16 protein-coding genes are annotated in these 26,286 nt (G+C 56.9%); 8 read left to right on the top strand and 8 right to left on the bottom strand.

Translation table 11 applies throughout. The annotated features are described in order from the left end of the window. Positions 1 to 20: 20 nt before the first annotated feature. On the bottom strand, positions 21 to 1,808 hold the full coding sequence (locus tag ABJK56_RS15720; protein ID WP_347245622.1) for an HD domain-containing phosphohydrolase: 1,788 nt from the start codon (positions 1,806 to 1,808) through the stop codon (positions 21 to 23). Positions 1,809 to 2,437: 629 nt separating this feature from the next. Continuing rightward, a complete protein-coding gene (locus ABJK56_RS15725) occupies positions 2,438 to 2,791 on the bottom strand; it encodes a hypothetical protein (protein ID WP_347245623.1) in 354 nt (117 codons plus the stop codon). 707 nt (positions 2,792 to 3,498) lie between these two features. Here ABJK56_RS15725 and ABJK56_RS15730 point away from each other — a divergent pair. The 5 genes from ABJK56_RS15730 to ABJK56_RS15750 all read left to right on the top strand — a co-directional run bounded on the left by ABJK56_RS15730 (position 3,499) and on the right by ABJK56_RS15750 (position 10,140). After that, positions 3,499 to 4,155: a cyclase family protein gene (locus tag ABJK56_RS15730; protein WP_347245624.1), complete on the top strand. Its 657-nt coding sequence runs from the start codon at positions 3,499 to 3,501 to the stop codon at positions 4,153 to 4,155. Between the two features lie 129 nt (positions 4,156 to 4,284). Beyond that, positions 4,285 to 5,199 (top strand): HAD family hydrolase, encoded by a 915-nt coding sequence (locus tag ABJK56_RS15735; protein WP_347245625.1) that lies wholly within the window; start codon positions 4,285 to 4,287, stop codon positions 5,197 to 5,199. Positions 5,200 to 5,306: 107 nt separating this feature from the next. After that, positions 5,307 to 6,284 (top strand): hypothetical protein, encoded by a 978-nt coding sequence (locus ABJK56_RS15740; protein WP_347245626.1) that lies wholly within the window; start codon positions 5,307 to 5,309, stop codon positions 6,282 to 6,284. A 94-nt stretch (positions 6,285 to 6,378) separates the two neighbouring features. After that, the gene (locus ABJK56_RS15745; RefSeq protein WP_347245627.1) at positions 6,379 to 7,443 is read left to right on the top strand and encodes a PfkB family carbohydrate kinase; all 1,065 of its coding nucleotides are present in this window, start codon (positions 6,379 to 6,381) and stop codon (positions 7,441 to 7,443) included. 123 nt (positions 7,444 to 7,566) lie between these two features. Beyond that, the gene (locus ABJK56_RS15750) at positions 7,567 to 10,140 is read left to right on the top strand and encodes an N-6 DNA methylase (protein WP_347245628.1); all 2,574 of its coding nucleotides are present in this window, start codon (positions 7,567 to 7,569) and stop codon (positions 10,138 to 10,140) included. A 49-nt stretch (positions 10,141 to 10,189) separates the two neighbouring features. On the opposite strand, the gene ABJK56_RS15755 is transcribed toward ABJK56_RS15750, so the two are convergent. The 4 genes from ABJK56_RS15755 to ABJK56_RS15770 form a co-directional block, all read right to left on the bottom strand. Beyond that, complete coding sequence (locus tag ABJK56_RS15755; protein WP_347245629.1) at positions 10,190 to 11,440, bottom strand: hypothetical protein; 1,251 nt, start codon at positions 11,438 to 11,440, stop codon at positions 10,190 to 10,192. Between the two features lie 268 nt (positions 11,441 to 11,708). Then, positions 11,709 to 13,274 carry a sialate O-acetylesterase gene (locus tag ABJK56_RS15760; RefSeq protein ID WP_347245630.1) on the bottom strand — a complete coding sequence of 522 codons (1,566 nt, stop codon included), beginning with the start codon at positions 13,272 to 13,274 and terminating at the stop codon, positions 11,709 to 11,711. 243 nt (positions 13,275 to 13,517) lie between these two features. Further along, positions 13,518 to 15,254, bottom strand: a complete 1,737-nt coding sequence (locus tag ABJK56_RS15765; RefSeq protein WP_347245631.1) for a methyl-accepting chemotaxis protein — start codon at positions 15,252 to 15,254, stop codon at positions 13,518 to 13,520. 515 nt (positions 15,255 to 15,769) lie between these two features. Continuing rightward, a complete protein-coding gene (locus tag ABJK56_RS15770; RefSeq protein ID WP_347245659.1) occupies positions 15,770 to 19,075 on the bottom strand; it encodes a discoidin domain-containing protein in 3,306 nt (1,101 codons plus the stop codon). 584 nt (positions 19,076 to 19,659) lie between these two features. Here ABJK56_RS15770 and ABJK56_RS15775 point away from each other — a divergent pair. Then, positions 19,660 to 21,015: a TrpB-like pyridoxal phosphate-dependent enzyme gene (locus tag ABJK56_RS15775; RefSeq protein ID WP_347245632.1), complete on the top strand. Its 1,356-nt coding sequence runs from the start codon at positions 19,660 to 19,662 to the stop codon at positions 21,013 to 21,015. 84 nt (positions 21,016 to 21,099) lie between these two features. Next, complete coding sequence (locus ABJK56_RS15780) at positions 21,100 to 22,308, top strand: acetylxylan esterase (RefSeq protein WP_347245633.1); 1,209 nt, start codon at positions 21,100 to 21,102, stop codon at positions 22,306 to 22,308. Positions 22,309 to 22,363: 55 nt separating this feature from the next. Here the strand turns inward: ABJK56_RS15780 and ABJK56_RS15785 are convergent, their stop codons facing one another. Both ABJK56_RS15785 and ABJK56_RS15790 read right to left on the bottom strand, forming a co-directional pair. Next, a complete protein-coding gene (locus ABJK56_RS15785) occupies positions 22,364 to 22,843 on the bottom strand; it encodes a carboxypeptidase-like regulatory domain-containing protein (protein WP_347245634.1) in 480 nt (159 codons plus the stop codon). Positions 22,844 to 23,155: 312 nt separating this feature from the next. Beyond that, positions 23,156 to 24,214 (bottom strand): DUF1559 domain-containing protein, encoded by a 1,059-nt coding sequence (locus ABJK56_RS15790; protein WP_347245635.1) that lies wholly within the window; start codon positions 24,212 to 24,214, stop codon positions 23,156 to 23,158. Between the two features lie 487 nt (positions 24,215 to 24,701). Here ABJK56_RS15790 and ABJK56_RS15795 point away from each other — a divergent pair, with 487 nt between their 5' ends. Then, positions 24,702 to 26,228, top strand: a complete 1,527-nt coding sequence (locus ABJK56_RS15795) for a glycosyl hydrolase family 28-related protein (protein WP_347245636.1) — start codon at positions 24,702 to 24,704, stop codon at positions 26,226 to 26,228. The last annotated feature ends 58 nt before the right edge of the window (positions 26,229 to 26,286 follow it).

Consider the following 26,286-nt stretch of genomic DNA (forward strand, 5'->3'; position numbering starts at 1 on the left):
TCGCAACAGCCGTTGAAGATTTAACTTTCAGGGGATTGAGAATTGCCTGGTACCGGCTGATTGGCAGCCGCGCTCTGGTTTTTTTTCCCATTGTCGGTCATCCCCAGTGATTTTCTGACGATCGGCCCAAGCAGTGGATGATTGATGAGTTTCAGGTCTTTTTCGTCGGCGATCTGCCGCAGATCATCACGGGCCCGGAAGAAAGCCTCCACGATACGCGGATCCCACTGGCGGCCGGCTCCCTTACGGATGATTTCGTCGATCCTCTCGTTGGGCATCCGCGAGCGATACGGACGATTGCTCGCCATCGCGTCATAGGCGTCGGCAACCGCCACAATTCGGGCAATGGGGGGAATGGCTTCGCCTGCCAACTTGTGGGGATAGCCCGTTCCATCCCACGACTCGTGATGGTGCAACACCGCGGGGAGAATGTCATCCAGTTGTTTGAGCCCTGAGAGAATTCGATGGCCTTTCTCCACATGCGTCTTGATGTGATCGAACTCCTCATCCGTGAGTTTGCCGGGTTTCTGGAGCACGGCATCATTGACACCGATTTTACCAATGTCGTGAAGCAGGCCTGCCAGGTAGACCCGGGAAAGTGCTTCGGGCGAATAGCCCATCTCCTGAGCCAGCCGGACGGCGATTCGAGCGACACGGTCACTGTGACCGCAGGTGTAGGGATCCTTGGCATCAATCGCCGATGTCAGCGCCCGGATCACCCCTGCCAGAAGCATCGACTGCTGTCGATAAAGCTCAAGGTTAGCGCTGTGGACGCCGATAATCGTCGCTACCGAATGCAGCAGATTAGCTTCCATGCTGCCGAACTGGTGATCCTGCCGATGATTGAAAGCTGCCAGATATCCCAGGAGGTTTTCACCCTCGGTCACTGGGACGGCGATGACGTTGCGGATGGCGAAGTTTTCAAACGTGAATGGTTCAGAAAAGTTCCGTACCAGGGGGTCGATCGCTTTGCGGACATTCCAGTGCTCCATAAGGGAGCAGAATTGTTCGTCCGTCAGGGGCAAATCCCCTGCTTTAAGCAACACGTTTTGAGTGCGGACCTTTCCGATATAGCTCTCCTCGGTGGAGTCCACAGGCAGAAGGACCAGCCCGATGCCTTGCGCTGGGACCACCTCCATCAGCCAGTCGATGGCAATTTTGGCAAGCTCTTCATCTGTTTTGGAGAGTCGCAGATTACGGGTTAGTCGGTGGAGGAGACTGATCTCTTCGTAAACACCAGCCAGGTGCATGGACATCTCATCGGCCTGACTTTCTAAATCCTTGACACGATGAAGCGTGAGGAAATGCTCACGGCAAGCTTGTGCCACCTGCATCAGGATTTGCGGATCCCAGACGCGCTGACACGTCGCCCATCGGTGGAAATTGGCGGTATTGGTCCCGAGACGCTCGGCCTGATTTTTCAGAGAACCCTGCGGGGACAACGGTGCGGTAACGAATACACTGGCGGCCACGTACCATTCGTGCGCGGCAAGGAAAGGAACGGCGAGTGCCGTCAGGGGCGGATCTTCCCAAATAATTTCGGGCTCTCTTCGGTTCGCGACGACCCGGCACAGTATCCCAAATTGTTCCCAATCGATCACCGGCTGTTCGGGCTTGGCCAGAAGCTCCCCGGTCTCCCCTTTGAAAACCGCAAAATCGGTCCCGAAAGCTTTGGTCAGAAAGCCGAGACACTTTGAATCCGCGGGCGTGACCGAGGATCCCCACGGCCAGGTTTCCACAAAACCGGAACTTTCACCAGTCCCCCATTGGTGCCAGGCATCAACCAGGGAAGACTCTCCTATCGTCATAGCTGGCTCCCTCGCTTGTTTTCCGACATCTACAACTTCATTGGGCCCCATTCGATGAGATTCACCGCACCGGCCGCCACAAACAAAGATCTCACGCATTTGCCAAACGTTTTTCGACTGATTTGTCCATTCGATAGCCCCTTGACCTCGTTCCGAATCGGTTTCTTCGGCTGGGTCCCAGTGAAAATCTAGGTCACCTTTTCCGACCACGCAAATGTCGGCAGGGCCTGACAGGAACTATTGGGGTTTCAGATCACGCCACGAATCGGCACAACTTTCCGACGCGGATCGACCGGCCGACGCGTTGGCCGAAGTGCTCACCGATTTTACAGGATGTGACAAAAGTGCGAGAAATAGTGGACGGTGAGACGGCAGAAGAAATGAGACATCCGTTGCTGTGAATGAGCCGGGACGAAGAAAAGAACAGAGAGGATGCCCAGCAAACCCTCAATGCGGAAAATCTCGCCAGCATCCCGTCAAGCAAAAAATTCCAAAAAGAACCGAATAATACCTTTTCGGCCCCAAGAAAATAAGAGCCGCGTCCCAAACAATCCATTCGGGACGCGGCCGCTTCCGGGAGGGACAAAGGGGAACGGGTTTATCCGGAGAGAGTCAATGTGAGAGAGTTATCAACCCTGTTTCTTTTCTTCTTTCTTGCGGGGCTCGAACCCTTTCTCGAAACCTGCATTGCCGAATACCGCATTGAAGCACTCGGCGTCGGCCATCTTCTCAATCTTGCCAGCACATCCTTGGCAGCAGAAATGGACCACCACACCCCCGATTTCAGCCTTCTGGTCGGCAGACACGGGACGTCCAGTCAACGGGCAGGCCTTCTGCACATACTGCTTCGTTAACACCAACTGCTGATTGGCCTTGGCCGCATACTTGTCCTGATGCTTCTTAAACTCCTCAATACAATCAGGGCAGCAGAAGAAGACCTTGCCACCACGATACTCGGTGGCAACCTCTTTTCTTAGCTTCACCGCCCATCACCGGACATTCAATCTTGGGCCCTTTCTTGGATTTGGCCTCTCCCTCAAGGGCGGTCAATTGAGCGGGGACACCGGCTTCTCCCTGGCTAGCACTGGCGGGACACGATTCACCCTTGTGGCACTCCTTCCCCGCACAGCAGGCGGAATCTTGGGCGTCCGTTTTGTCTGCCACCTCGGAGACTGCTCCGCCACCGCAGCAACTTCCGGCCACTGCCTTAACCACTGGGCACTGACCAGAAGTCTCGTCGCCCGTCGTGGATGAGGAGCTCAAGAGGATGGATCCGCCAATAATTCCAGCGCTCAGGCTAACTAACGCGACCAAGTATTTCATATTCATCCTCCTCTCGCTTCTCCGAGGGCGTCGATAAATTTTTGCCAGCAGCAATTGCTGTAATAAGCATAGGTAGGTTGGAAGCCGGGGTCAAGCGTCGAAATACGACATATTTACTAGTGTTTAATGAGCTGTCCTGGAAACTTCGCCGCTGTCCAAGCAAGGCCCAGCTTGGGCGCTGTATCGTGCGGGTACCTGGGGCCATAATAGAGGGGTTACAAAAGGCTGCAGCCCATTCGACACCGGCAACGCGGACTAATCACAGAGGCCACGATTAACCTGGCCTTGCAATCCCGCAGCCGCTTCGGCTCATTTTGGTTGCGACAAAAACGCTCAGAAGCTACAACGACCGACTTGGAGGGACACCATGCCAAAAATTATCGATCTTTCGCTCCCGTTAACCGACGGAGCACCCAGTTACCCCAAGGACCCACCACTCCGCATTGAGTTTTACCGACGGCTTCCCGAGGACGGATGCAACGTGACGCAGATCACCATGGGCACGCACCAGGGAACGCACTGCGACGCGCCGTTTCATTTTCTGGAAAACGGTTCTCCGATCGATCAGGTGCCTTTGGAACGGTTCTATGGCCCGGCCAGCCTCGTTGATCTGGCGCCGGGGAGTGAACTCCCTCCCAAAACACCGATTACTCCCGATATGCTTCAGCCGTTTGCCAAGTACTTTCGGGAAGGCAGCCGCGTCATCTGCCGAACGGGGTGGTACCGCCATTTCGGTCAGCCGGGGTACTTCACTGATCTTCCGTCTCTCACAATAGAGGCGGCCCAATGGATTGTGGCCCGGCGTATCAGTTTGCTGGGAATTGATATGCCGACCCCCAGCAAAATCGCCGGTCGCGAGGTCCACCAGATTTTGCTGGCCCCCGGTGCCGAGATTGTTCTTGTGGAAGCCCTGACCAATCTCGACGCTCTGCCGCAGGAGTTCGTTTTTGCGGGTTTCCCGCTGAAACTGGTGGGAAGAGACGGTTCACCGATCAGGGCGGTCGCCATTATCCCTGATGAGTGATCCTTCAGCTTCTGGAACGGAGAATGAGCGCAGGTTTTTCATGCTCGGCCCCTATGCTGGCTCGGCAACGTGCAAGTAGCGCTGACCGCACCCGTTTTCCAGACCCTCTCCAATCAAAATCCCATAACTATGGACTACCAAATTCACGGCTATGAGGAAGCTGACTACCGGCCCGCGGTTGCTCCGCCCACGGAATCGATCTTCATCCCGGGAACGCAGATCGAGATTATTCGCCCGATTGACAGCCCGGGTGTCTATCGACATGTGCTGTTTGATTTCGACGGGACATTGAGTCTAATTCGAGAAGGCTGGCCGGACGTCATGATCCCCATGATGGTGGAGATTCTCTTGGCCACCGGGACTAAGGAGACACCGCAGGAGCTCGAGGGACTGGTTCGGAACTTTGTGACCGAACTGACAGGAAAGCAGACGATTTACCAGATGATCCGGTTGGCGGAAGAGGTAACCCGACGCGGTGGCCAGCCGCTCCAGCCCGCCGAATACAAGCGGATCTATCACGAGCGTCTTATGGCACGTATCGCCCACCGGCGCGAAGGACTGCGGAGCGGACGCATTAAACCCGCCGAGATGCTCGTTCCCGGTGCGATTGAGCTGCTGGAAGAACTTTGTCGCCGCGGAGTGACGCTGTACCTGGCTAGTGGCACCGATCAAGTCTATGTCCAGGAGGAAGCGCGGCTGCTGGGACTCGACAAATATTTCGGTCCTCACATCTATGGGGCTATTGACGACTATAAACGATTTTCCAAGGCGATGGTCATCGACCAGATTCTGACGAGCAACCGCATTACCGGCCGGGAACTTCTCGGTTTCGGTGATGGTTATGTGGAAATCCAGAATGTGAAGGAGGTCGGGGGCACCGCGGTAGCGGTGGCGAGTGACGAAGCCCATAAAAGCGGCAAGCCCGATCCGTGGAAGCGTCAAAGGTTGATCGGTGTGGGCGCGGACGTGGTCATCCCCGATTATCGAGAATGGCGAGCACTCATTGGATATCTCTGGGGAGAAATCCGCGTTCCCACGGGATGACGAAGACCTGGTACGGCCGCGTCAACCCGGGCCCGATTTTTCCGTTCGGTTCCCACGGTGCGCGAATAACCGTAAAAGATTTTTCCCCGCTGGAGAAGGGAAAAGCGATGCCCTATCGACAGTTTGATCGTTCGCGGGTAAGGTTGCGTCCTTTGAGCGAGCGGGTTCACGATCTGGACCGGAGCATTCTCCTGGATCCGAATAACATTCAGGTTTCGTTCGAACATCCCGCGATTCCCATTCTGGCCGAGAGAATTGTCCAGGCCGCGGAAAAAGAAGCATCCATCATCGCGTTTTGCGGCGCGCATGTCTTAAGGAAGGGCAATGGTCCACTTCTCATTGATCTGATGGAGAAAGGACTCCTGACACATCTGGCCCTCAATGGTGCCGGGGCGATTCATGACTTCGAACTGGCCCTTATCGGCGCTACCTGCGAGAGCGTCGCGCGGTACATTCGCACGGGAGAGTTTGGCCTTTGGTGCGAGACCGGCCGAATCAACGAGGCGGCGATTCTGGCGGCTCGGGAAGGCCTCGGGTTTGGCGAAGCCCTGGGGCGGATGATCGAAGAAGAACGGTTCCCTTATCGACAGACAAGCGTGCTGGCGGCCGGATATCGGCTGGGTGTGCCGGTTACTATCCACGTGGCCATTGGGCAGGATATCGTACACGAACACCCCAACTTCGACGCAGCGGCCACCGGCCAGGCATCGTACACCGATTTTCTGGTTTTCACGGAGAGCGTGGCTCGCCTGGAAGGGGGTGTGTACCTCAACATCGGCTCGGCAGTAGCAGGGCCGGAGGTCTATCTCAAGGCTCTCAGCATGGCTCGAAATGTGGCGCGCCAGGAAGGTCGGGAAATCCGGCACTTCACAACCGCGGTGTTCGATCTGGTTGCGATCGGCGACGACTGGAGCAGCGAAGCCCCCAAGGACGATCCGCGTTATTACTACCGCCCGTTCAAAACGGTTCTTGTGCGAACGGTGGCCGATGGTGGAGAAAGTCTCTACATTCAGGGGGATCACCGCGAGACGGTGCCAGCGCTGTACACGGAGATCATTCGCCGCTGGCAGTCGCGATCCCCCTGACCGGAAGGCAAGCCACGGCGGCAGATTCGGGCCCTCCCTGTAAGGACAGTCTGGCCCCCGAAAGAATGCTTTGAAGGTGAGCGAGGTCCAGGACATGGCCCCTGTAAGACGATTTGAGGGAATGACCCAGGAACGTCTGACTGCCCTGCTGCAGCTTTTTCCGAGCCGACGTGTTGCGGTCGTGGGAGATTTTTTCCTTGACAAATACCTCGATGTCGATCCTAGATTGGCGGAGATCAGCCTGGAAACCGGCAAAATCGCCCATCAGGTAGTCCGCGTCCGGCATAGCCCGGGGGCCGCGGGAACCATCGTGTGCAACCTGGTTGCCCTGGGCGTGGGCACCATCCACTGTGTGGGACTCATCGGCGACGACGGCGAGGGATATGAATTGCGCCAGGATTTGCAAAGACTGGGTTGTCGCCTGGAACATCTCCAGGTTGTTCCAGATCGATTCACGCCCACATACCTGAAACCCCGGGACATTACTGACCCGTCACTTGCCGGAGAACATTCCCGGTACGACACGAAAAATCGAACACCTACACCGGAAAAACTGGTGGACCGGCTTCTTTCCTCGGTGGAAAGCCTGTTCTCGGAAGTGCACGCGGTCATCGTTCTGGATCAGGTCGAGGAAGAAGAATGCGGTGTGGTGGGGCGTCGCTTGCGGGAATTTCTCGCCGCGCAAGCGCCACGTTTTCCCAATATTGTGTTTTGGGCGGACAGTCGACGTCGTATCCGGCAATTTCGTCGAATCATCCTCAAGTGCAACCGTTATGAATTGACAGGATCACGGCCTCAAGAGGGCATTCCGCCCGACTGGACCTCGCTGCGGGAAGCCCTCGGCAACTTCCGCGTGATGAATGGCGCACCCGTCGTCGTCACACTAGGTGAATACGGAATGATGGTGAGCGATCCGGAGATCCTCTGGATTCCTGCCGTCCGCGTGGACGGGCCGACTGATCCCACGGGAGCCGGGGACAGTGCCACGGCTGGCGCGGTGGCAGCCCTGGCCAGCGGCGCTTCACTCCCCGAGGCGGCTCTCGTAGGTAACCTGGTCGCCTCGATCACAGTGCAACAACTGGCCACTACAGGGACCGCCAGACCGGAAGAGCTGCCGCCGCGTCTTAAACTCTGGCGGTCTCAACAAAGCGCTCAGTGATCGCTGCTCGCCTCAAGGTAGGGTGTTCTCACCAACCCAGGAAAAACGTGCTGCTGCCAATTCCCAGAAAATGTGAAGGTCAACCCGGTGTCGAGAAGACAGGTGTCAGGTGTGCAGGGTACGATGAACCTGGGATCTGCCGTGTGCACGGTGGCCCGGTGGCTCAAGACACGGCCCGCCACGGTACGGGAACTTCTGACATGCCTGAGCTGGTCGCTCTCCCGGCCTTCGCCAACCTCCCCTTCCGCCTCACCTGCGGAATTATCCGTGGCTCCGAACAGGGCCGCCGCTGGCGATTTGCCTGAAGCAGGACGTTTATGGGCCTCTCAATGGGGTCTGCACCCCGGCATGGGATCCGGTGTTCTCGAGCAGGCCCTTGAGGCAGTATTCGCCTATGTGGCCACCGTCATCACCATGCGTTTTCTTCAGCTATTGGAGGTCCAGGGAATCCCCGAAGAGCCGTCCGTCCACGCCCAGTCGCTGGCCGCCGCTGCAAGCCGGGACGTGCCCAATCGGTGTCGCCAAGCGAAAGAACTCAGGGACTTCTATCACTGGTTAGGGCTGACCGACGCCCTTTTTGTCCAGGCTGATCCCGCCCTTCTGACGCCGCCTCTCACAGCGCTCGTGCAGGAGGTGCAACGCATTCTCGCACCGAAACGAGCCTGGGACGTAGCGCCGGAAGATATCTTTCGTCCCATCCGCGAGGCCCTGTTTCCCAAATGGATTCGTCTGGCAAAAGGCGAATTCTACACGCCGTTTGCACTGGCGGACTACATCCTCGAAAAACTTGGATATCCCGATGAAACAGAGGCGCGCCTCCTGGACCCTTCGTGCGGGAGCGGAGTTTTTCTGGTAGCGGCTGCGTGGCGGCGAGCTAGGCACCTTCAGCGGCAACTTGCCGCGAGTTTCCCCGTCCGCCCAGAAGGTCCTTCAACACTGACACTTGAGGGCACCAACTTTGCGCAAGCGGTGCTTCGCGACAGACTCTTCCAAGCCATCCTCGGAAATGATGCGGTTGGGTTAGAGATTCAACCTGCCGCTGTGCTGGCCGCGCGGGCAAGTCTGGCCCTGATCGCCGCCGCACTTTGTCGCCAATGGATACGCCCCGTGCAGATTACCCTTTCAGACCTCACACGCTATAGCCCTCCCGTTCTTCAGGGAAATTTTCTCTCTCTGTGGTCGCCTCTGGCCGCCGATGCGTGTGACACATCCGGAACATCTTTCCGAACGAATCAAATGGGCTTCCTCAAAGGTCAGCGGTTCGCCATCATCGTCGGCAATCCACCGTGGGTCCTATGGGACCGCCTGGACGAAAGCGCCCGAACCGAAATGGCCGCCGTCTTTCGCGAACTCGGGCTTTACGATCTCTCGCCGCAAAGGGCACGGCATGGCGGCGGTAAGCGCGATTGTGGGGCGGCCTTCGTCGCCGCGGCGTGCCGCCTTCTCGGAGAGCAGGGCCGCCTCGGAATGGTGGTCCCGGTCAGTCTCTTTCATACCCAGGCTTCTGGCCGAAGTTTTCGGCTCCTGTTCAGCAACGGCCAGAGACATTTGAAGATCAGGGAGGTGGTGGACCTTCGCGCCGTCTCGGTATTTCCTGGAACAATCCAGCGAACGGGCATTCTTTTCGCAGAGAAAGGTGTTCCACCTCGTTTCCCTGTACCGTTTACCGTGTGGCACGGGAGGAAAGGTCATCGGGACCAATTTCGTAACGGCGCGTGGCCGCGCATCCAGGCGGAGCAGTCCGTGCTCCTCGCCCAGCCGGCCAACAGGGAAGATGCCGGCGCTCCCTGGATTCTCATGAGATGTTCTCTGTGGAAAATTTGGGAGCAAATCTGCGGCCGATCGGATTATCAGGCGTACTTAGGAGCGAACACAGGTGGAGCGAACGGGATTTTCTGGCTGGAAGTTCTGGGATGGGAAAACAACCGGCTCGTTGTACAGAATCACCCGGAATTTGGTCACACCCCTGTAGCCCGTATGACGGCGTCTGTCGAGCCCAATCTGGTTTTTCCACTGGTGCGGTGGAAAGACCTCGCCACCGTGGCGGCGCCCACACTTGGCATACTCCTTGTGCAGAATCCCCTCACGCGCTCACCATGGCCCGAGGACTACCTTCGCGAACGTTTCCCAGGCACCTTCGGTTATCTCGCCCATTTTCGAGATGTTCTGGACAGACGCGCGGCACGAAAGAAGCTGCAATCGCGTCGTCCCTGGTATGCCCAGTACAACGTGGGCCCGTACACGATGGCTTCGTGGAAAGTCGTGTGGAGACGGATGGATGCAAAGCTGAAAGCCACAGTGCTGGGGAAACAGTCCCTCGCTGGACTACCCCGCAAACCCGTCATTCCCCAAGAGACATGCTGTTTTGTCCCGGTGGAGTCCAGTGAAGAAGGACACTATCTGGCCGGTGTTTTGAATAGTCCGCTGGTTGGAACGATTCTTCAGGCCTTCGGAATGTCGGGATCACGAAGCTTCGGGAGTCCCAGCCTGCTCCATTACCTGCGAATTCCTCGCTTTCGGCCGACGGATTCTGTTCATGTGCGACTTGCCGACTTGCACCGCCAGGCCACTTCGCTAGGGGACATCGTCGATCCACGTTTTCTGGTGGAATGGACACAATTGGCGGCCATCGTATTTGGGGTCGATCCCTTGCGGGCCGCACGTGAAATTCTGCAAGACGGCACTTTACTGAAATGAAGAATTCGCGCAGCCGGGACTTTTTTCTTCGGGCAAACCAGCCGGCCGATCAGGAGTTCGGAGGACCGTTGAGGCCCAGCCGGGTGAGCCAGCGACCTCGGGGTGGTTTGGCCTTGTCGCCCGAGGCCGCTGCACTTTCCAGAGCTTCCAATTTCTCTTCGAGTTCACGCTGCTTTTCTTCCAGCAGAGCACGCTCGCGAGCAATTTTCGCACGTTCCAAAGAGATCTCCAGTTCGGCTTTGCGGAGTTTCTCCTTCCACTCTTCCTCCAACTGGCGGAGGTGTTCACGTTGCTGACGAATGACTTCATCCTGATCGAGCAGACGTTCCAGCGCAGCAGCACCTACGGCCAGAGAACCGATACTCGTGGATTGTTCGTCAAGCAAACGCCGAAGCTCGGCGATTTCATTGTCCTTTTCGGCGAGCAGGGCCTCAGTCCGCGCGATGATCTCCTGAATACGAACCCGATCCTTCTGAGCCGTACCATCTGGAGAATCTTCCGACTCCAACTCCAGGGCTGCCAGGATTCGCTGTTTTTCGGCTTCCCAATCGAGAATCCGTCCATCACCGGCCCTACCGTCAGCCGACCCATTGGAGTGCCCTCGCGCCAGCTTCTTTTCCAATTCGGCGTTCTTTTGCCTCAATTCACGGATTTCCGCCAGAGCAAGGTTATATCTTTCCTGAAGCTGGGATTGTGCTGAAGCGTTTCCTTCACGGCGAAGAGCTTCCAACTCTTCTTCAAGCTGGCTGCAACGAAGTACCAGGGCGTTGAGGGCCGCTTCGCGGTCATTCCACTGATTGGCCCACTGTTGTTTCTCACGTTCAAATTGCGCAAGAAGTTGACTTTCTTGCGTCTTCCAACTGTCTTCGCCGTCCCGGGAGTGTTGCTGAAGTGCGGACAGGGTGGTTTCCAGATCCTCCTTGAGCTTGCGCACGGATGCAAGTTCCTCACGGATGGTAGCCAACTCCCTCGTGAGCTGATCTAGGCGATCCGTCTGCCATTGAAGGGCCTCCCGCCATCCGTTTTCAGATAGTTGGGCGTTTTGGACTATGGCCTCCAATGTCGGCATCATCGAGGCCAGTTGCTGAGAAAGGCCGGCGTCAGTCGAAGAGGCCAACGCGGCGACCGTTTCGGCGTTGCGGAGAGCCTGCTCGAGAGCGGTTTTCAGTCCTTCCCCGGCAAGGCGAAGCCGTTCTTCCTGACGCGCAAAAATCTCACGGCATCGGTTCTGATGATGCTGAAGACGCCTGAGGAGCGCTTCCGGCGGGTTTACCGCCGCGAGTCCTTCACTTGCCACCATGGAACGGGACTTTCTTGCACAATTTCGCCGAATAGAAAATCTTGAAAAATCTAACTGCGGAGAGTAGTCCCCCAGAAACACTCGTATTATTGTCAACGTCGGTATTCCCTAATCAACGATTAGCTCACGGATGGGTGTCAGTCAAACGTAGGAGTGTTGATTTTTTAGGCCGAGCAACGCTATAGCATGCGGGGACGGCAAACGTGCCGTCCCCGCGCTTTTCCACAGGCTGTTGCACTTTAGATACCACTTGGAGTGAGAGGCCCTATCACTGGGCGTCTTTCGTCACACCCGGGAAGTCGTCGGTGCGGAACGGGCTGGCCGGCAACCCCGCTTTGTTCCAAAGGTTGACCACGGGATAGTTGGCCCAGCCAAACCGGACTGCGACAGGTTTTTCGACCTGCGGGCTCCAGACGACGACGGTATCACCCTGAATCTCCGCTTCGGCGTTGACAAATTTTCGATCTTCGCCGCAGATCGTGAAGCCCGTCAGCTTGTCGCCTTTGCAAACCAGTCCCCCATCCACGTGGGTGAAATGCAGGATCACCTTGTTGCCCTGGATTTCCATGTGGTCGTAGATGGGTCCCGAGTACTCGATATTCTCGCCGTAGGCCAGGGCCCTGGCAGCAATGGCAAGGCGTTCACCGACCGGTTGTTTCTTTTTGGGGTGAATATCGTCTTCCTCACCCACATCGGTGATGACGGCCATCGCCGTGTTCCGAGTATTGAGCATGGTCAGAAGTTGCGCTTCGCGGAGTTCCGCCCAGGCGCTTTCTGTAGGCTCGGATTCAATTTTCATGAAAGGAGCCAGTTGCACGAAGAGGAAGGGAAAATCTCCCTGATTCCACGCTTCCCGCCAGGAGGCAATCATCGCGGGGAACAGTGTGCGATACTGATAGGCCCGGCCTGCATTGGACTCCCCCTGATACCAGATCGCACCTCGGATCGCGTAGGGGATAAGAGGGGCGACCATGGCGTTATACAGACCGCCGGGGCTGTGCGGGTGTTCCGGCCCCATGGGAGCGCTGGGAGGCCGCCGATTAAACTGTTCACCTTTCTCTTTGGCCTGACGAGCCTGTTCGCGGTATTCAGCGAGGGCCTGCTCGTATTTCTTCATATTCTCGGGATACTTGGCGAGGGCCTCGCGGAAGCGGTCCACGATCGGCGAGAGTTCAGGCATATTGATGAGTTTGTGCCAGTTTGTCCAGGCCTCGGCCGGTGTTCCGCCGTATGACGTGTTGATCAACCCCACAGCCACCCCGAGCTTCTTTTGCAGGCTCCGTCCGAAAAAGTAACCGACAGCGGAGAAGTCCGCCACGGTATCTGGACCACAGACCGCCCAGGCACCGTTCACATCGGCCTGCGGCTCGGGCTTGGCCTGGCGAGGCACGGTGAACAACCGAATCATGGGATTGGCCGAGTTGGCGATTTCTTCCTCGGCGTTGGCTGACGCGCGCACCGGCCACTGCATGTTGGACTGGCCGCTGCAAATCCATACCTCTCCGACCATGACATCTTTGAGGACGATTTCGTTCTTACCCTGAATCTTCAGTTCGTACGGTCCACCGGCCGGCATCGGCTGAAGTTTCACCATCCACCGCCCATGTTCATCTGCTTTGGTGGAAACTTTTTGATCGCCCAGAGTCACTGTCACTTCTTCGCCCGGATCGGCTGTCCCCCACACCGGAATTGGCATCTGCTGCTGCAGGACAGCATGGTCCGAAAACAGGGCCATCGGTTTAACGTCCGCCCGGGCTGCGGTGAGGGCCAATCCCCACCAGCACAGGCTGGTTAACAACAGGACACTTCTCCAGCGGTGCCAAACGCGTTGCATTGTCGCGGTCTCCTTGTTTAAAACGTCAACCGACACCGTCGCTTCCAGGGCAGAAGCGTTCTCCACAAAACAACGCGTATTGTGTGCCAGGAGAAAGCGGTGTGCAAGCTACCCGCTTGCCCTGAGATAAATGAAGTGCCCCGATCGAAGCGGGGGCACTCGTGAAAGCAAAGGAGGTACCGGATGACCAGCGATGCGTAGCTTTCCTGGTCCTATTCGGTTATGGCTGATATGCGAGAAGAATTAGCTCTGATTTAGCAGCTCGCCACGGATTTTGAACCGACCGACGAGCGACCGCAGTGCCGTGGCCTGGGCGCCCAGTTCTTCGCTGCACGAAGCGAGCTCGGAAGTGCCCGCAGAGGCCTCCTGGGTGATTGCAGCTACCGATCCAATGGCTTGCACAACCTGTTGGGCAATGGCCGTTTGCTGCTGTGTCACGTCGGCAATCTCGGAAATCATTTGGGAAGTACTTTCGACTGCCGCCACAATCTTCTGGAGAGCACCCCCTACCTGTTCGCTCAGTTGTGCTCCCTCCACAATCCGCTCCGTGGACTCCTTAATCAGCGTGGTGATCTGGCTGGCAGCGCGGTTGCATCGTTCTGCCAGCTTGCGCACTTCGTCAGCCACTACGGCGAAGCCCATGCCGTGTTCACCTGCCCGAGCTGCCTCAATGGCCGCGTTGAGGGCGAGCAGGTTGGTCTGGCTGGCGATATCCGAAATGACACCGATGATCTCACTGATCTGATTGGCACTTGCCCGAATCAGTTCCATCGATTCCATCGATTTCTCGACAGACTGAGCACCTGTGTGAGCCAGTTGATCGGTAGCCCGGGCCTGTGCCGCCGCTTCCACAGCCTTCTGCTGAATCTCCTGGATCAATTGGCTGAGGGTTTCCACGGACCGGGTCACAGACTCAATTGCTTCGACCTGATGTTGCGCCCCTGCAGCAATATCCTGGGAGCGGGTGGCCACAATCTGCGAGCCCTCCGCGAATTGGTGACCGCTCTCCACCACATTAGCCACCAGCGCTTCCAGACGGTCGATGAATCGGTTGAACCAAGTGGCCAGCTCGCCGAACTCGTCCCGCATATCGGCAGGAAGACGCCTCGTCAGATCCCCCTCACCCTCCGCAATATCGCGGAGAAGCTCGGTAGTCGTGCTGATCTGGCGAAGTGTCCGACGAATCAGGTACAGAACGCCACCCAGGCAAAGCAGACCACCTGCAAACACGGATCCAAGGAACAAGAACAGGGTGTTCCGTGCTTGTTCTCGGATTTGACGACTGTTCGATTCCGTTTGCGCTGCGGCACTTTGGATTTCCCGCTGATGTGCAGCGATTATGCTGTGACGGTCGCCCACTGCTTTCAACACTTGCTCGATTTGGGCCTGCTGTTCGACCTGCATCACGTCGAGAATGTGTCGGGCTTCATCAAAATGGCGAGCGGAGGTCGCGGCGCTGAGCTCGCTAGCTGCGTCCTTCTGTTCAGGTCGAGCCGCTTTGGCCACAACTTCGCTGGTTGCCGACTTCCACGCTTGAAAAGCCTGCTCGTATTTTTGGGAAAGCTCACGAAGAGTTGGCGAGTCGAATTTTTCAAGGGCCTTTTTCACCCGTTCTTCAGCCTGTGCGATGTTCTCTTCGCTGGCCTGCTTGGCTTTTTCCCAGGCCTCTGCGGTACTGGCGGCGAGGGCTTCCTTTTCCGCCACGAGTGCCTGGTACATATCGCGGTCAGCGTTCAGCATAAGCGTGATGCTCTCGTAGCGCCCCGCGACTTCCGGAAGCTCGCCGGTCATGAGGCTCCCAAGCTGCTCGTTTATGAGCGGGTTGATTTTGTGTTCGATTAACGAGGGAACCTGGTGCTCCGCTACATCCTGGAGCGCCCTGTCCAGCGTAGCCAAGGCGTACCATCCCACCGAGGAAACGGTTACCATGAGCACCACGATGAACCCAATTAACAAGTACGCTTTCGTTCGTAATCGCATTGTTTTTTCAACTCCCTACGAAACCGATAACGTTTTTCCATCCTCAACCACTTCCGGTCCAAAATGTCCCGCACTGAATTGCGATCCAGCGCAGCAAAGTGGCATCCATACTCAACAAGGGCGTCTTCGCGTTAAGAAAAAGAAGGCCAAAAAAGCGCGGCTCGGGCCCGAGAGGCCTTTCGCGGCATACGCCCAGCCCTCTTTCTCTGCCCTTTGACGACGTCAAAAACTAATCTGGTCAGCCAGCTTGTCGCCGTTCGCCTCGTAGAAACTATAGATCACAGTTTTCGGGCAGTGAGACAATGTCTTAAAATTCGCGGGCGGCTCGTGCGACTGGAAGAGCAACCGACTCAAATCGCGAAATAAGTGCACACAATTCGTCTCCGATTACCTAGACCGTCGGTGGACGCTTGCACCCATCATGTCCATGGAAGTTCTTTACGGGAAAGCCCTTGCAGGTTCGACGATTTCCCGCGCGATTGGCGGCCGATGCTGGCGAAAATTGCTGGTTTTTGTCACTGCTGATCGGCGGGAATGACGTCGATCTCGGCAATCGAGGCGAAAGGCTGCCCGCGAACTTCGCTTAGCGCCACGACTTTGAGGAATCGGGCCCGAATCGGATGTGGGAAGCGAACGACCTTCTCGCTGGGGCGCTCGTCCCAGGTGCCTTGAACGATGGCATCACCCCAGTTTTGGCCGTCCTCGCTCACAAAGACGAGAAATTGGGCAATTTGCCCGTTAGGGTTGTTGTCCTGCCGCGGTAGAACTTTTACCCCGGCTATGAGCACAGGCTGACGCAACTCGAGCACGATGTGATGCGGGAGCGGAGTGGCTACCGGGTCCCAGGCGGTATGCCACATCGTTTCTGGGTCGCCATCAATCGCCAGTCGGGGCTCGTAACCTGGCTGGTAACTATCAGCCGTGGCAGTTGCACCAAGAGTTTCGAGCAGACGTGGCTCGCGCCACAGCGTGCGCCACTGCGCGTCTGTGAGTGTCACGGTGGGCTCAAAATCATTCGAAAGCATGTACCGGATGAGACTTTTTCTGAGCTGGCGGGCAACTGGTCGCGCGGACAGATCGTGCAGGACGTCCATGGAACACACGAGAAGCCGACCGTTTCCGACCTTCGCTTCCCACAAAAGGCCAAGCTTTCGGGCCTCGCACCAGTCATCGATGGCCTGCACGATCGGCTTCAGATTCCGCGGCAACCCATCGAGGACCATCGGCGTACAAGCGTCGAGAAGTTCCTGCCACTGCCAGTCAGCATGAAAATCAGTGGGAAAATCTTTGAGCGCAGGATGCCCAGGATCACAGAGTATCCCCACCATATGCACTTTTTGCGTGGGAAAGGTGATCCGGTTCCAAAAAATCGGCTGGAATGTCCCCAGTGTATCGCCGCCAATCCACTTCTTTTCCGGGACGAAAAGCACGGTTCTCCCCTGCTGCGCCAGCGCCCACGCTGTCCGCGGATCTGTGGCTAGAGTGATTTGCTCTGGGACCTCTGCCGAAACCTGGGCCGGATAAACCCAAATTTTCCAGTTGTTGATCACGTCAGAATTCTCGAGGGATACTCTCAACGTAAGAGCCGCAGGGACCTGTACCCCGCGAAGATCTATAGATTGCGTTGGGCCCTCCGTGAGCCGACCGGTGGGATAATCCTGCGGGGCTGTTTGTCCGGCCGCAATCACGCGCCGCTCCGAGTTTTCGTCGCACAATTCCCATTTGAGCACCGCCTGTTTGAGGTCTTCTGAACCGTAATGGGCAAGATCGAGCTGGAATTCGAAAGTCTCCTGGTTAGTCCAAATGAACTTTTTCAGTCGGGCCAGCGGAACGGTGCTATTGCAGAAGCCGCGATATTCCTGGGCAGAACAATACCCCTTGCTTTCCCAGAAAGCGTCCAGCACACCCACAGGAGCGGTCCCCTGTCCCGGGAAATCATGCAGGTCCAGCAGTTGAAAACCGGCCATGCCCGGCGTTCGCAAGGCGGCTTCGATCTCCTGCTTGTAAAGGATCACCTGAAACCGTCCCGAGGCCCGAATGAAATCCGCCGCCTGATCGTAGAGGCCTTTCTTTTGCAGGATGTCGCGGAACACCTCCACATTGGACCCGCGGAAAAACCCTGTGTACTTTTGGGGTTCGGTCAGCACATTGGGATAAGCGCACCACTGACCGATCTCGTGGCTGACGACGGGAATCCCCGCTTTGGTGATAAACTCGCGGTAGTCAAGCCAGGTTTGCCCAGGCTTGTTCAACTGCAAGGGACCCCAGGCCTGAAGGCGTGGAACCGGTGTTACGTGATACTGATTGGCCGGTAACTGGGGCCAGCCCGACCCGGCTGAGTAACAGTGACGTGGATCGGCAGCCTTCTGGGTTTCCACCCATTTAGCGAGAAAGGCGTCCCGTTTGGCAGGAGGCCCGCCCGGCTCATTGCTCGCCACCATCAACAGGAAAGAAGGATGATTCCCATAAGCCCGGCGGATGCGCGCCGCCTCGGCGTACACAAACGCATCCTGCGGTTCTCCATTCCCGAACGAGGTCCAACAGGAACATTCCACCTGGTAGTAAAATCCCATCTCGTCCGCAGCAACAAACGCTGCTTCCGGAGGACACCAGGAATGAAACCGCAAATGGTTGAGGCCGTAGCTCCGCGCCACAGAAAGGATTCGCTTCCAGGACTCGACGTCCGTGGGAGGATGGCCCTCCCGGGGAAAGATGCAGCATTCCAGCGTCCCGCGGAGGAAAATCGGTCGTCCATTGAGGACAAACTGGGTTCCCCGGACTTCCAGTTGCCGCAGGCCAAAAGTAACGATTTGCGCGTCGTGATAGGTCCCCTCTCCACGATCTTGGGTTTTTAGTTCCACCGCCAGATCGTACAGGACGGGATGAAACTCATCCCACAATTGCGCACGTCCATTTAACGAATAGCGCACGCGCTGGCGCAAGCCGTCTGCCTCCCATCGAATGGGAACCTCTAGCGTGCGGAATTCTTCCCTTGGTGCAGAAACCTCCTGGTGGGCATGTGCCCTGGCCGTCAGGACTAACTGTCCGTGACCGCTCACGGCCGTTCGATTCCCGATCGTGATTTCCACCTCCACTGATCGCTGGGCTACGTCCGGGTAGAGCTGAACGTCCTCGATCCACACCGGGGGACGACGGCGGAGTTCGATCCGCCCCACGACCCCGTTCCAGTTGCCCTGCGTCTCATCCGAAATGCTGTGAGCGCTTTTGCCCACCAGAATCAGGTAACGGTTATCCACGCAAACGGTGAGGCGATGTTTCCCCGGTGTGAGGTATTCCGAAACATCGTAAACATGGGGAGTGGCCAGGGAATTCTGCGAGCCCACCTCACGGTCGTCAATCCAAACGGTGCTTTGCCAGTGGACCCGCTCGAGGAAAAGGACGATGTGATCACCCTGCCAGTCCTCCGGGATCGTCACCTCCCGCTGGTACCACGCCGGGCCGACGTAATGACGCGGCGGCGTCAGGAAAAACGGAGAACGAAAGTTCTCACTCGTCCAGTAAGCGGCGAACAAAGGGTCGTTTGCCCTTTTCAGTCCGATCCCCGCCAACCATTGGCTGTCCGGTCCGGGTGGATCACCGTAATCCTGCGCCTGAAGCATTCCGGGCAGTTGGATGCGGTCCGGTAATGACGTTTCGTACCACCGCTCCGCTCGACCGCGATTCTCCGGATCGAGTCGGAAAGACCACTCCCCGGATAAATCCACCGTTCGATCCGCTCCGCGAGCGTCAACCGAGAAAGCCGAGCTCAGCAGAAACACCAGCAACGCGACGAAACGGAAATACCTGACTGGTTCCCACATCACAGTTCGTCCCTCCGCAAAGCATCTGACACAACAGCCTTTGCTGCCATGCCTCGAATGGCCCAATCACGCCCAATTTTGGCGTTTCTGCGGGATATCACCGAATTTGGCAGCCTCATTAATGTAACGAAAGAGCGGCATCTCTGCGAGCCACCGCTCGAACAAGGACCAACGATACAAAACCGGAGGCTAGGAGTGAAACGGGCGTCGTGCCCCTGGTCCGCAGATTGTTTGTGTCCACAGTGTCCGGCAGCTTACCGATGGTCTTTTAGATGAACGCGCCACACTGCCATAAAGTGGGTCAAACGGAACTGGCTAGCCTTGGGTCCGATGACATCGCGAGAAAACGCGGTTTGCGCAGGGATGAGGATCGCTCCATTTGCAACGATAGGCAGTCAACTGGCTAGACAGGCGGGCCAGACCTACCGGAAAAATTTTCATTTGCCACCGGAAATCCCGGAAGCATCATGGTATAAATAAGGTTTTCAACGGTGCTCGCCTGGACATGAATGGCCTTGCATGCCCCTGGTGCCTGGGCCGGGGTGGTGTGAATTATCAACACGAATTTGCTGAAGGGAGGATTTATGGAGCTGAAACGGTCTCTCCTGCCGGAAAGCGAATTGCCTGCAGAGTGGTACAATCTCCTGGCCGATTTGCCCGAGCCGCTCCCACCGCCGATTCACCCGCTGACCAAGGAACCGCTGGATCCTGCCGCTTTGGAACGCATTTTCGCGAAGGAGTTGATTCGTCAGGAAGTCAGTCAGGAACGCTGGATTGGGATTCCCGACGAAGTGCGCCGGGTGTATGCCCTGTGGCGTCCTACGCCGCTTGTTCGCGCTCGCAATCTGGAAAAAGCACTCAAAACCCCCGCCCGGATCTATTTCAAAGACGAAAGTCACAGCCCGCCGGGAAGTCACAAGCCCAACACGGCGGTTGCCCAGGCGTACTACAACAAGATTCAGGGAATCCGCCGCCTATCGACGGAGACCGGTGCCGGCCAGTGGGGTTCTTCTTTAGCGTTTGCCTGCTCCTTTTTTGGGCTGGAGTGTAAGGTCTACATGGTGAAAGTGAGCTACCAGCAGAAGCCGTACCGACGTGTGATGATGCAGTTATGGGGAGGCAACGTAACGCCAAGTCCCTCTGAAGAAACGGAATGTGGTCGCAAGATCCTTGCCAGCGATCCGAACTGTCCCGGAAGCCTCGGAATCGCCATTAGTGAAGCGGTAGAGGTGGCTCTCAAGAATGACGACACCAACTACACACTGGGGAGCGTTCTCAACCATGTGATGCTCCATCAGACCGTCATCGGTCTTGAGGCCGAAAAACAGATGAAAGAGTTCGGCGATTGGCCGGACGTTGTCATCGGCTGCGTTGGCGGCGGAAGCAATTTTGCGGGGCTGGCTTTCCCGTTCCTCCGCCACAAACTCGCGGGGAAAGAAATGCGGTTCGTGGCGGCAGAGCCGAAAGCCTGTCCATCGCTCACTCGGGGAGTGTATCGCTACGATTTCGGCGATACCTCGATGCTCACGCCGCTGCTCAAAATGCACACGCTGGGACACAGCTTCGTGCCGGCGGGTATCCATGCGGGTGGACTACGATATCACGGGATGGCGCCGATGGTGAGCTTCGCCGTCAAGCTGGGCCTGGTGGAGGCCGTGGCGCTCCATCAGCGGGAATGCTTCGAGGCCGCAAGGCTCTTTGCCACGACCGAGGGAATTATTCCAGCTCCGGAGACATCGCACGCCGTTCGGGCGGCGATCATCGAGGCGCTAAAATGCAAGGAAACCGGCGAAGAGAAGTGCATTCTCTTCAATCTGAGCGGCCACGGAATTTGTGACCTGGGCGCTTACGAGCGCTATCTCGCCGGAGAACTGGAAGACTACGAGCTGCCCCAGGGACAAATCGACCAGGCCCTCGCCGAGTTGCCCGCCGTAGAGTAGCAGGCTATCCTCTAAACTCCGGCCGACCGCACGTGTTGGCTTGCGTGGCAGATTTCACTGAAACCTCAAAAAAGGAGGCCTGTTATGACACACGCAGGGCGTGGAGGTAGACGATTGTTTGCCCCAGCCGTTGCAGGCGCCTTTGTTTTGGCGGTGCTTTCCGGGGCGAACCTGCGGGCTGAGAAGATCGGTCCGTGGGATACGGATGTCCTTTTTCAGCCGCCGCGTGTGGAGTGGAGTGAGGAAAAAGACGGGGTCCGCGAACTCTACTATCAGGGAGAACCATACCAGGGGCGCCCCACACGTGTGTACGCCGTGTATGCTCAGCCACCGGGAGCCGGCCCTTTTCCTGCGATGGTGTGTGTTCACGGAGGCGGTGGGACCGCGTTTCAGGAATGGGTCCGGCTCTGGGCGGAACGAGGATACGCGGCGATCTCCATGGACCTGGCCGGTTGTGGACCGCACCACCAGCGTTTGCCGGACGGTGGCCCTGATCAATCCGACGAGTCCAAATTCCGATCTTTCGACGAGGATTCGGTTACCGATATGTGGACGTACCATGCGGTGGCGGCGGTCATTCGGGCGCATTCGCTCTTGCGGAGCCTGCCGCAAATCGATGCGCAGCGCATCGGGGTCACCGGGATCAGTTGGGGCGGCTATCTCACGTGCATCGTTGCCGGCGTGGATAACCGTTTTCGACTGGCCATTCCCGTTTACGGTTGCGGATTTCTTCACGAAAACAGTGTGTGGCTTCCTCGATTTGAAAAAATGCCACCGGAGCAACGTGAACGATGGATCCAGTTTTTTGATCCATCCCAATATCTTGGTCGCGTGCGTTGCCCCATTTTCTTTCTCAATGGCACAAACGATTTTGCTTACCCGCTCGATAGCTATCGAAAATCATACGACCTCGTGCCGGGAGAGAAGTTCATTCGCATTGAGGTCCGCATGAAACACAGTCATCCCGATGGTTGGGCACCGCCAGAGATCGGCCTTTTTGCCGATAGTCTCCTCAAGGGAGGCCAACCGTTGCCCAGGTTATCGCCCCTGCACCGCGAAAACCAGACTGTCTGGTGCGAGGTGACATCTTCGCTTCCTTTGAAACAAGCGCATCTTAACTACACCATCGATGGCGGACGGTGGCAGGACCGCCAGTGGACATCGATCCCCGCCAAACTAGAGCGCGATTGCGTGGTGGCGGAACTGCCCCCCGAGCAATTGACTGCTTATTACGTGGACGTGGTGGACGAAAGAGGGGCTATGATTTCCACACCACCCGAAATCGTGCGATAGCCGGGCAAATGCGCCAAGTTCAAAGCGCCCCATCTTTCGACGGGACCAGGCTCTTTTAGTCCGGCAAATCAAAAGTGAACTCAGTGGTGGACTCGGTGACTTCGGCCGTCAGGCCCGAGGTTTCCGGCGATGCATATTTCGCGGGGAGCTCCTCACGATATTTCGCGGGAACAGGTGGCGCGTCGGGATCGGTGCTGCCGCCTTGCACCAAGACCGACTTCCGAATAGTTACCCGATAGCTGCCTGGAACAACACCGTCGTTCTTTTCGAATGTGGTGAGCCTGGCAACGCCTTGAGCATCGGTCAGTCCGGTGGCGGCATGTCCGCCAGATGCGGGCAGCAACTGGACATTCGCTTCGGCCACGGGCTGCCCTTTATACTTGACGGTCACCTTAACGGGCACGGTTTTCGGTCGGCCTGGTACAGATCGCTTGGCACCGCCACAGCCTCCCAGGGAGATCAATAAAACGAAAATAAAACCGACAACCAGCGTTTTTCCAAGGGACCATACACCAGCACGCGTGGTCAGCAACATACCGTTCTCCTGTGCTTCGGCTCCTTCTGACAGGTAAGCGTGTCCGTATAACTCCCCGCAATGTTTCTCCTGGAGCAAGTTCAAAAATGCAATGCCGGCCTGCTGCAACAGGCCGGACGAAGAGGTGCGCCATCCCGCCACACGACACAGCTTGAGGAGAGCTATCGGTTGGCGCTTCGGCAGCTCTCTCAGAGCCGCACAATCGGCCCGGATGATCTAGGAAAATCGAGGTGGGCAAAGCCCATCGGACAGCCGCCCACATCGTTCAACTAGTTGGCTGCGAACTGGCGAGCTATTTAAATAATCAGGCGATTACAACTCCGAGCTCGGTTCTCCGCCGCCTTTGGTTCCCAGCGCACCCCAAACGCCGTAAGGGCTCATGCCACCGGCAGTTGGTGACGGAAAGTCGGTCCCCAGGTTACCGGTGTCCACTGTTTCAGTGACGAACCGCACAGATCCATCACCGAATGCCACGTTGACACCGCCAGGATGCCGACTGCTGGGAGTGTAAATTCCCCGTTCCCAGTGGTTGGCTGCGTTGGCACAAGAAGCTGAATTGGGCGGGAGAATCGTGGTAAAGCCCGCGAACCATGCGGCACCGTCTGCCCATCGGAATCCCGGCGCTGTATCGGTCGTAAAGCTTCCGGTCACGTATTTCTTTTGTGCTGGATCATAGGCCGCCCGACAGGTCAGCGGATTCGTCCCGAGCGCCAGGCCCACGACGTTTCCGAAGGAATTCTGAGTCTTTGGGCGAACACGCTCGGAAAGAAGCGCCGTGTTGCTGGTTCCATCGGTAATGTCCGCCATCGATGACCAGTTAAAAACATGGAACACACCACGATTTTGCGAACTTGTGGGCGGTGCGTTGAAGCTATCGATAGGCGAATCACCGCCATTCATGCAATAGCTCAACGTACCTCGGGCGGTTCCAGTTGGCGTGACATTGGTCGGATCACTCGGGCAATTGAGCGCCGGAATCACCGTGTTGTACCAGGTCGTACCATTCCATGGCGCCTGGTTGGGGATTGCATAAATCTGGTCATACAGCGCCTGCTGCTCAATAAACGGAGTCACAGCGGCCCAACCACTCAAACGGCCCCGATGCGTCGTGCCGCTGCTGGAATTTTGATCTCCCGAACCTGCCTGCCGGGCCGGAAACCGGTTGTACACATCATGATAATTTTGCATGGCCAGCGCGAGCTGCTTGAGGTTGTTCACGCACTGTGTGCGTCGTGCAGCCTCCCGAGCGGCCTGTACCGCCGGTAACAAAAGGGCAATCAAGATTCCAATAATGGCGATCACTACAAGCAATTCCACGAGTGTGAACGCCGGGCGAGCGCACTTTGTGTCACGAAACGACCCAAAACCCATAAAAAACCTCCATCTGGAAGCGGATTTAAACGAAAACAAACAGATGCGGCAGGCAAACCAAGGAACCTCAATCCTGCGCTGCCACGAACCCCCGCGGAAGCGTCCTCTCCCTGATCGAAGAACCCACTTAGGACAAGCCCGGGGAATTGAGGCGGGAAACTGAGGCGGGTTTTTTAATCATCGACGCACTTCAGTGTAGTTGCGCGATTTGTGACTGTCAAGCAGCCGGTCCGGCCTGCGAACGGCAGGGAAAGCAGCGATTGCAACTGAACTGTTTTGCCAGCTATACGGGACTGGTTCTCCGCGGTAGGGCAAACTATCTTATTGACTGGTTTCATTGAGGGAAAAATCGAAGTTATCGAGCCGAGTTTGCCACGATTGCCGAATTGTCCTACCGAGAAATTCCATGCAACGGCTGAGAAACCTTACAGTTCGTCGGTCAATCCGAGATTCCCGGCCATCCGTTGGACAATCGTGGAGTCTGTGCTTGCTCGTAACACTGATCCTGGCTCCACCGCCTTCGGGAAAAACGGAAGAGCCGCGCCAGCTCTCCAAACTTTGGGGCAAAAACGGAGAGCTCTGGTCGCCACGCAGCCGACTTCCAGATTTCGGTTGGGCAGGATACCGGTGGGGTACAGAATCCTACCGGATGCCGCAGCAACGCGTCTCGGTTAAAGATTTCGGGGCTAAGGGCGATGGACAAACCGACGACACTGCGGCCTTTCAGCGAGCGATTCAAGCCGGAAAGGGCAAGATCGTCTTCGTGCCGCCAGGAAAATATGTTCTGCGCGACATTCTTTATATCCGCATTTCAAACACTGTACTGCAAGGGGCAGGGCCGGATCAGACAGTTATCGTGTTCACAAAACCCGGGGTAGAAATTGATCCCCGCCCTGCCAAGACCGATGGCAATCAGCCCACCACCAATTGGTCCTGGGCGGGCGGGCTTATTTCTATCGGCGGCTCGCCAACCAAACCCATAGACGTTACAAAAGTTGCGAAACCCCAAAAGCGAGGTGATACAAGCCTCACGCTGGAAAAAAATTTTTTCGGGCCGGGCGATGAAATTCTGTTGACACTTCGGGATGACGATGCCAAATCACTCCTTCATTATCTTTATCGTGGACAACCTGGTGACATCTCGGGTCTGAAAAACTGGTATGTGGAACAGGTCTTCCGCGTTGTCAGATGTGAAGGAAACACGGTGGTCCTGAATCGGCCGTTGCGTTTTGACGTCCGCGCGGAATGGAGACCAACCGTGGAGCGATTTGCTCCACCTTTGACAGATGTGGGAGTGGAAGGGTTCACCTTTGATTTTCCTGTACGTCAATACGCCGGACATTTTAGAGAGGTGGGTCTGAACCCCGTCGAAATCACGCGATTTGCAGCCCACTGCTGGTTAAAAGACCTGGTGATTCGCAATGCCGATAACGGGCCGTTCGTCTCAGGATACTTCTGTACTCTGGAGAGAATCCGATTGGAGGCCGATCCCGAACGTAGGTCGCAATCCGGCAATTACACGGGCCATCACGGCATCACGTTTGGTCGAGCCTCAGACTGCCTTTGTCGCGATTTTCAGATCGATACCCGATTCATTCATGACTTGACTGTTCAAAGCTCCGTCGGGTGTGTGTTTTGCTCCGGACGTGGCGTCGATCTGTGTTTCGATCACCATCGCTGGGCCCCATACGAAAATCTCTTCACTGATATCGATGCGGGAATTGGAAGCCGACTGTTTGCGTCGAGCGGGGGAGACACGCGGGGCAATCACACGGCCGGAGGTGAGACCTTCTGGTGCATTCGGACCCAGAGGCCTGTTCGCTGGCCTGCCAGCTTGGGAATCGACTCCATTAATCTTGTGGGACTGGATGTGGCTGACGCGGCTCAGGCTGTGCCCGTTTTGCCATCCCCCACCGACCTGACGGGCCGATGGTGCGAGCCAATTCCACCGGGAAAACTTTTTCCGCGCAATTTGCACGAGGCGATGCGGGCGCGAAACGCCGCCAACCGGTGACAAGATGCCGGAGAAATAGGAAGCCGGAGCAATACGAGCATCGTGTTGTTGTGCTCCG

The sequence above is a fragment of the Thermogutta sp. genome (genome assembly GCF_039793925.1).
Taxonomy (GTDB): Bacteria; Planctomycetota; Planctomycetia; order Pirellulales; family Thermoguttaceae; genus Thermogutta.

Coding starts and splice junctions, on each gene's coding strand:
- ABJK56_RS15785 (WP_347245634.1), bottom strand. CDS start 22,843: ATGTTGCTGACCACGCGTGCTGGTGTATGGTCCCTTGGAAAAACGCTG.
- ABJK56_RS15775 (WP_347245632.1), top strand. CDS start 19,660: ATGGAGCTGAAACGGTCTCTCCTGCCGGAAAGCGAATTGCCTGCAGAG.
- ABJK56_RS15740 (WP_347245626.1), top strand. CDS start 5,307: ATGCCCTATCGACAGTTTGATCGTTCGCGGGTAAGGTTGCGTCCTTTG.
- ABJK56_RS15755 (WP_347245629.1), bottom strand. CDS start 11,440: ATGGTGGCAAGTGAAGGACTCGCGGCGGTAAACCCGCCGGAAGCGCTC.
- ABJK56_RS15720 (WP_347245622.1), bottom strand. CDS start 1,808: ATGACGATAGGAGAGTCTTCCCTGGTTGATGCCTGGCACCAATGGGGG.
- ABJK56_RS15730 (WP_347245624.1), top strand. CDS start 3,499: ATGCCAAAAATTATCGATCTTTCGCTCCCGTTAACCGACGGAGCACCC.
- ABJK56_RS15780 (WP_347245633.1), top strand. CDS start 21,100: ATGACACACGCAGGGCGTGGAGGTAGACGATTGTTTGCCCCAGCCGTT.
- ABJK56_RS15745 (WP_347245627.1), top strand. CDS start 6,379: ATGGCCCCTGTAAGACGATTTGAGGGAATGACCCAGGAACGTCTGACT.
- ABJK56_RS15765 (WP_347245631.1), bottom strand. CDS start 15,254: ATGCGATTACGAACGAAAGCGTACTTGTTAATTGGGTTCATCGTGGTG.
- ABJK56_RS15760 (WP_347245630.1), bottom strand. CDS start 13,274: ATGCAACGCGTTTGGCACCGCTGGAGAAGTGTCCTGTTGTTAACCAGC.
- ABJK56_RS15790 (WP_347245635.1), bottom strand. CDS start 24,214: ATGGGTTTTGGGTCGTTTCGTGACACAAAGTGCGCTCGCCCGGCGTTC.
- ABJK56_RS15735 (WP_347245625.1), top strand. CDS start 4,285: ATGGACTACCAAATTCACGGCTATGAGGAAGCTGACTACCGGCCCGCG.
- ABJK56_RS15750 (WP_347245628.1), top strand. CDS start 7,567: ATGAACCTGGGATCTGCCGTGTGCACGGTGGCCCGGTGGCTCAAGACA.
- ABJK56_RS15770 (WP_347245659.1), bottom strand. CDS start 19,075: ATGTGGGAACCAGTCAGGTATTTCCGTTTCGTCGCGTTGCTGGTGTTT.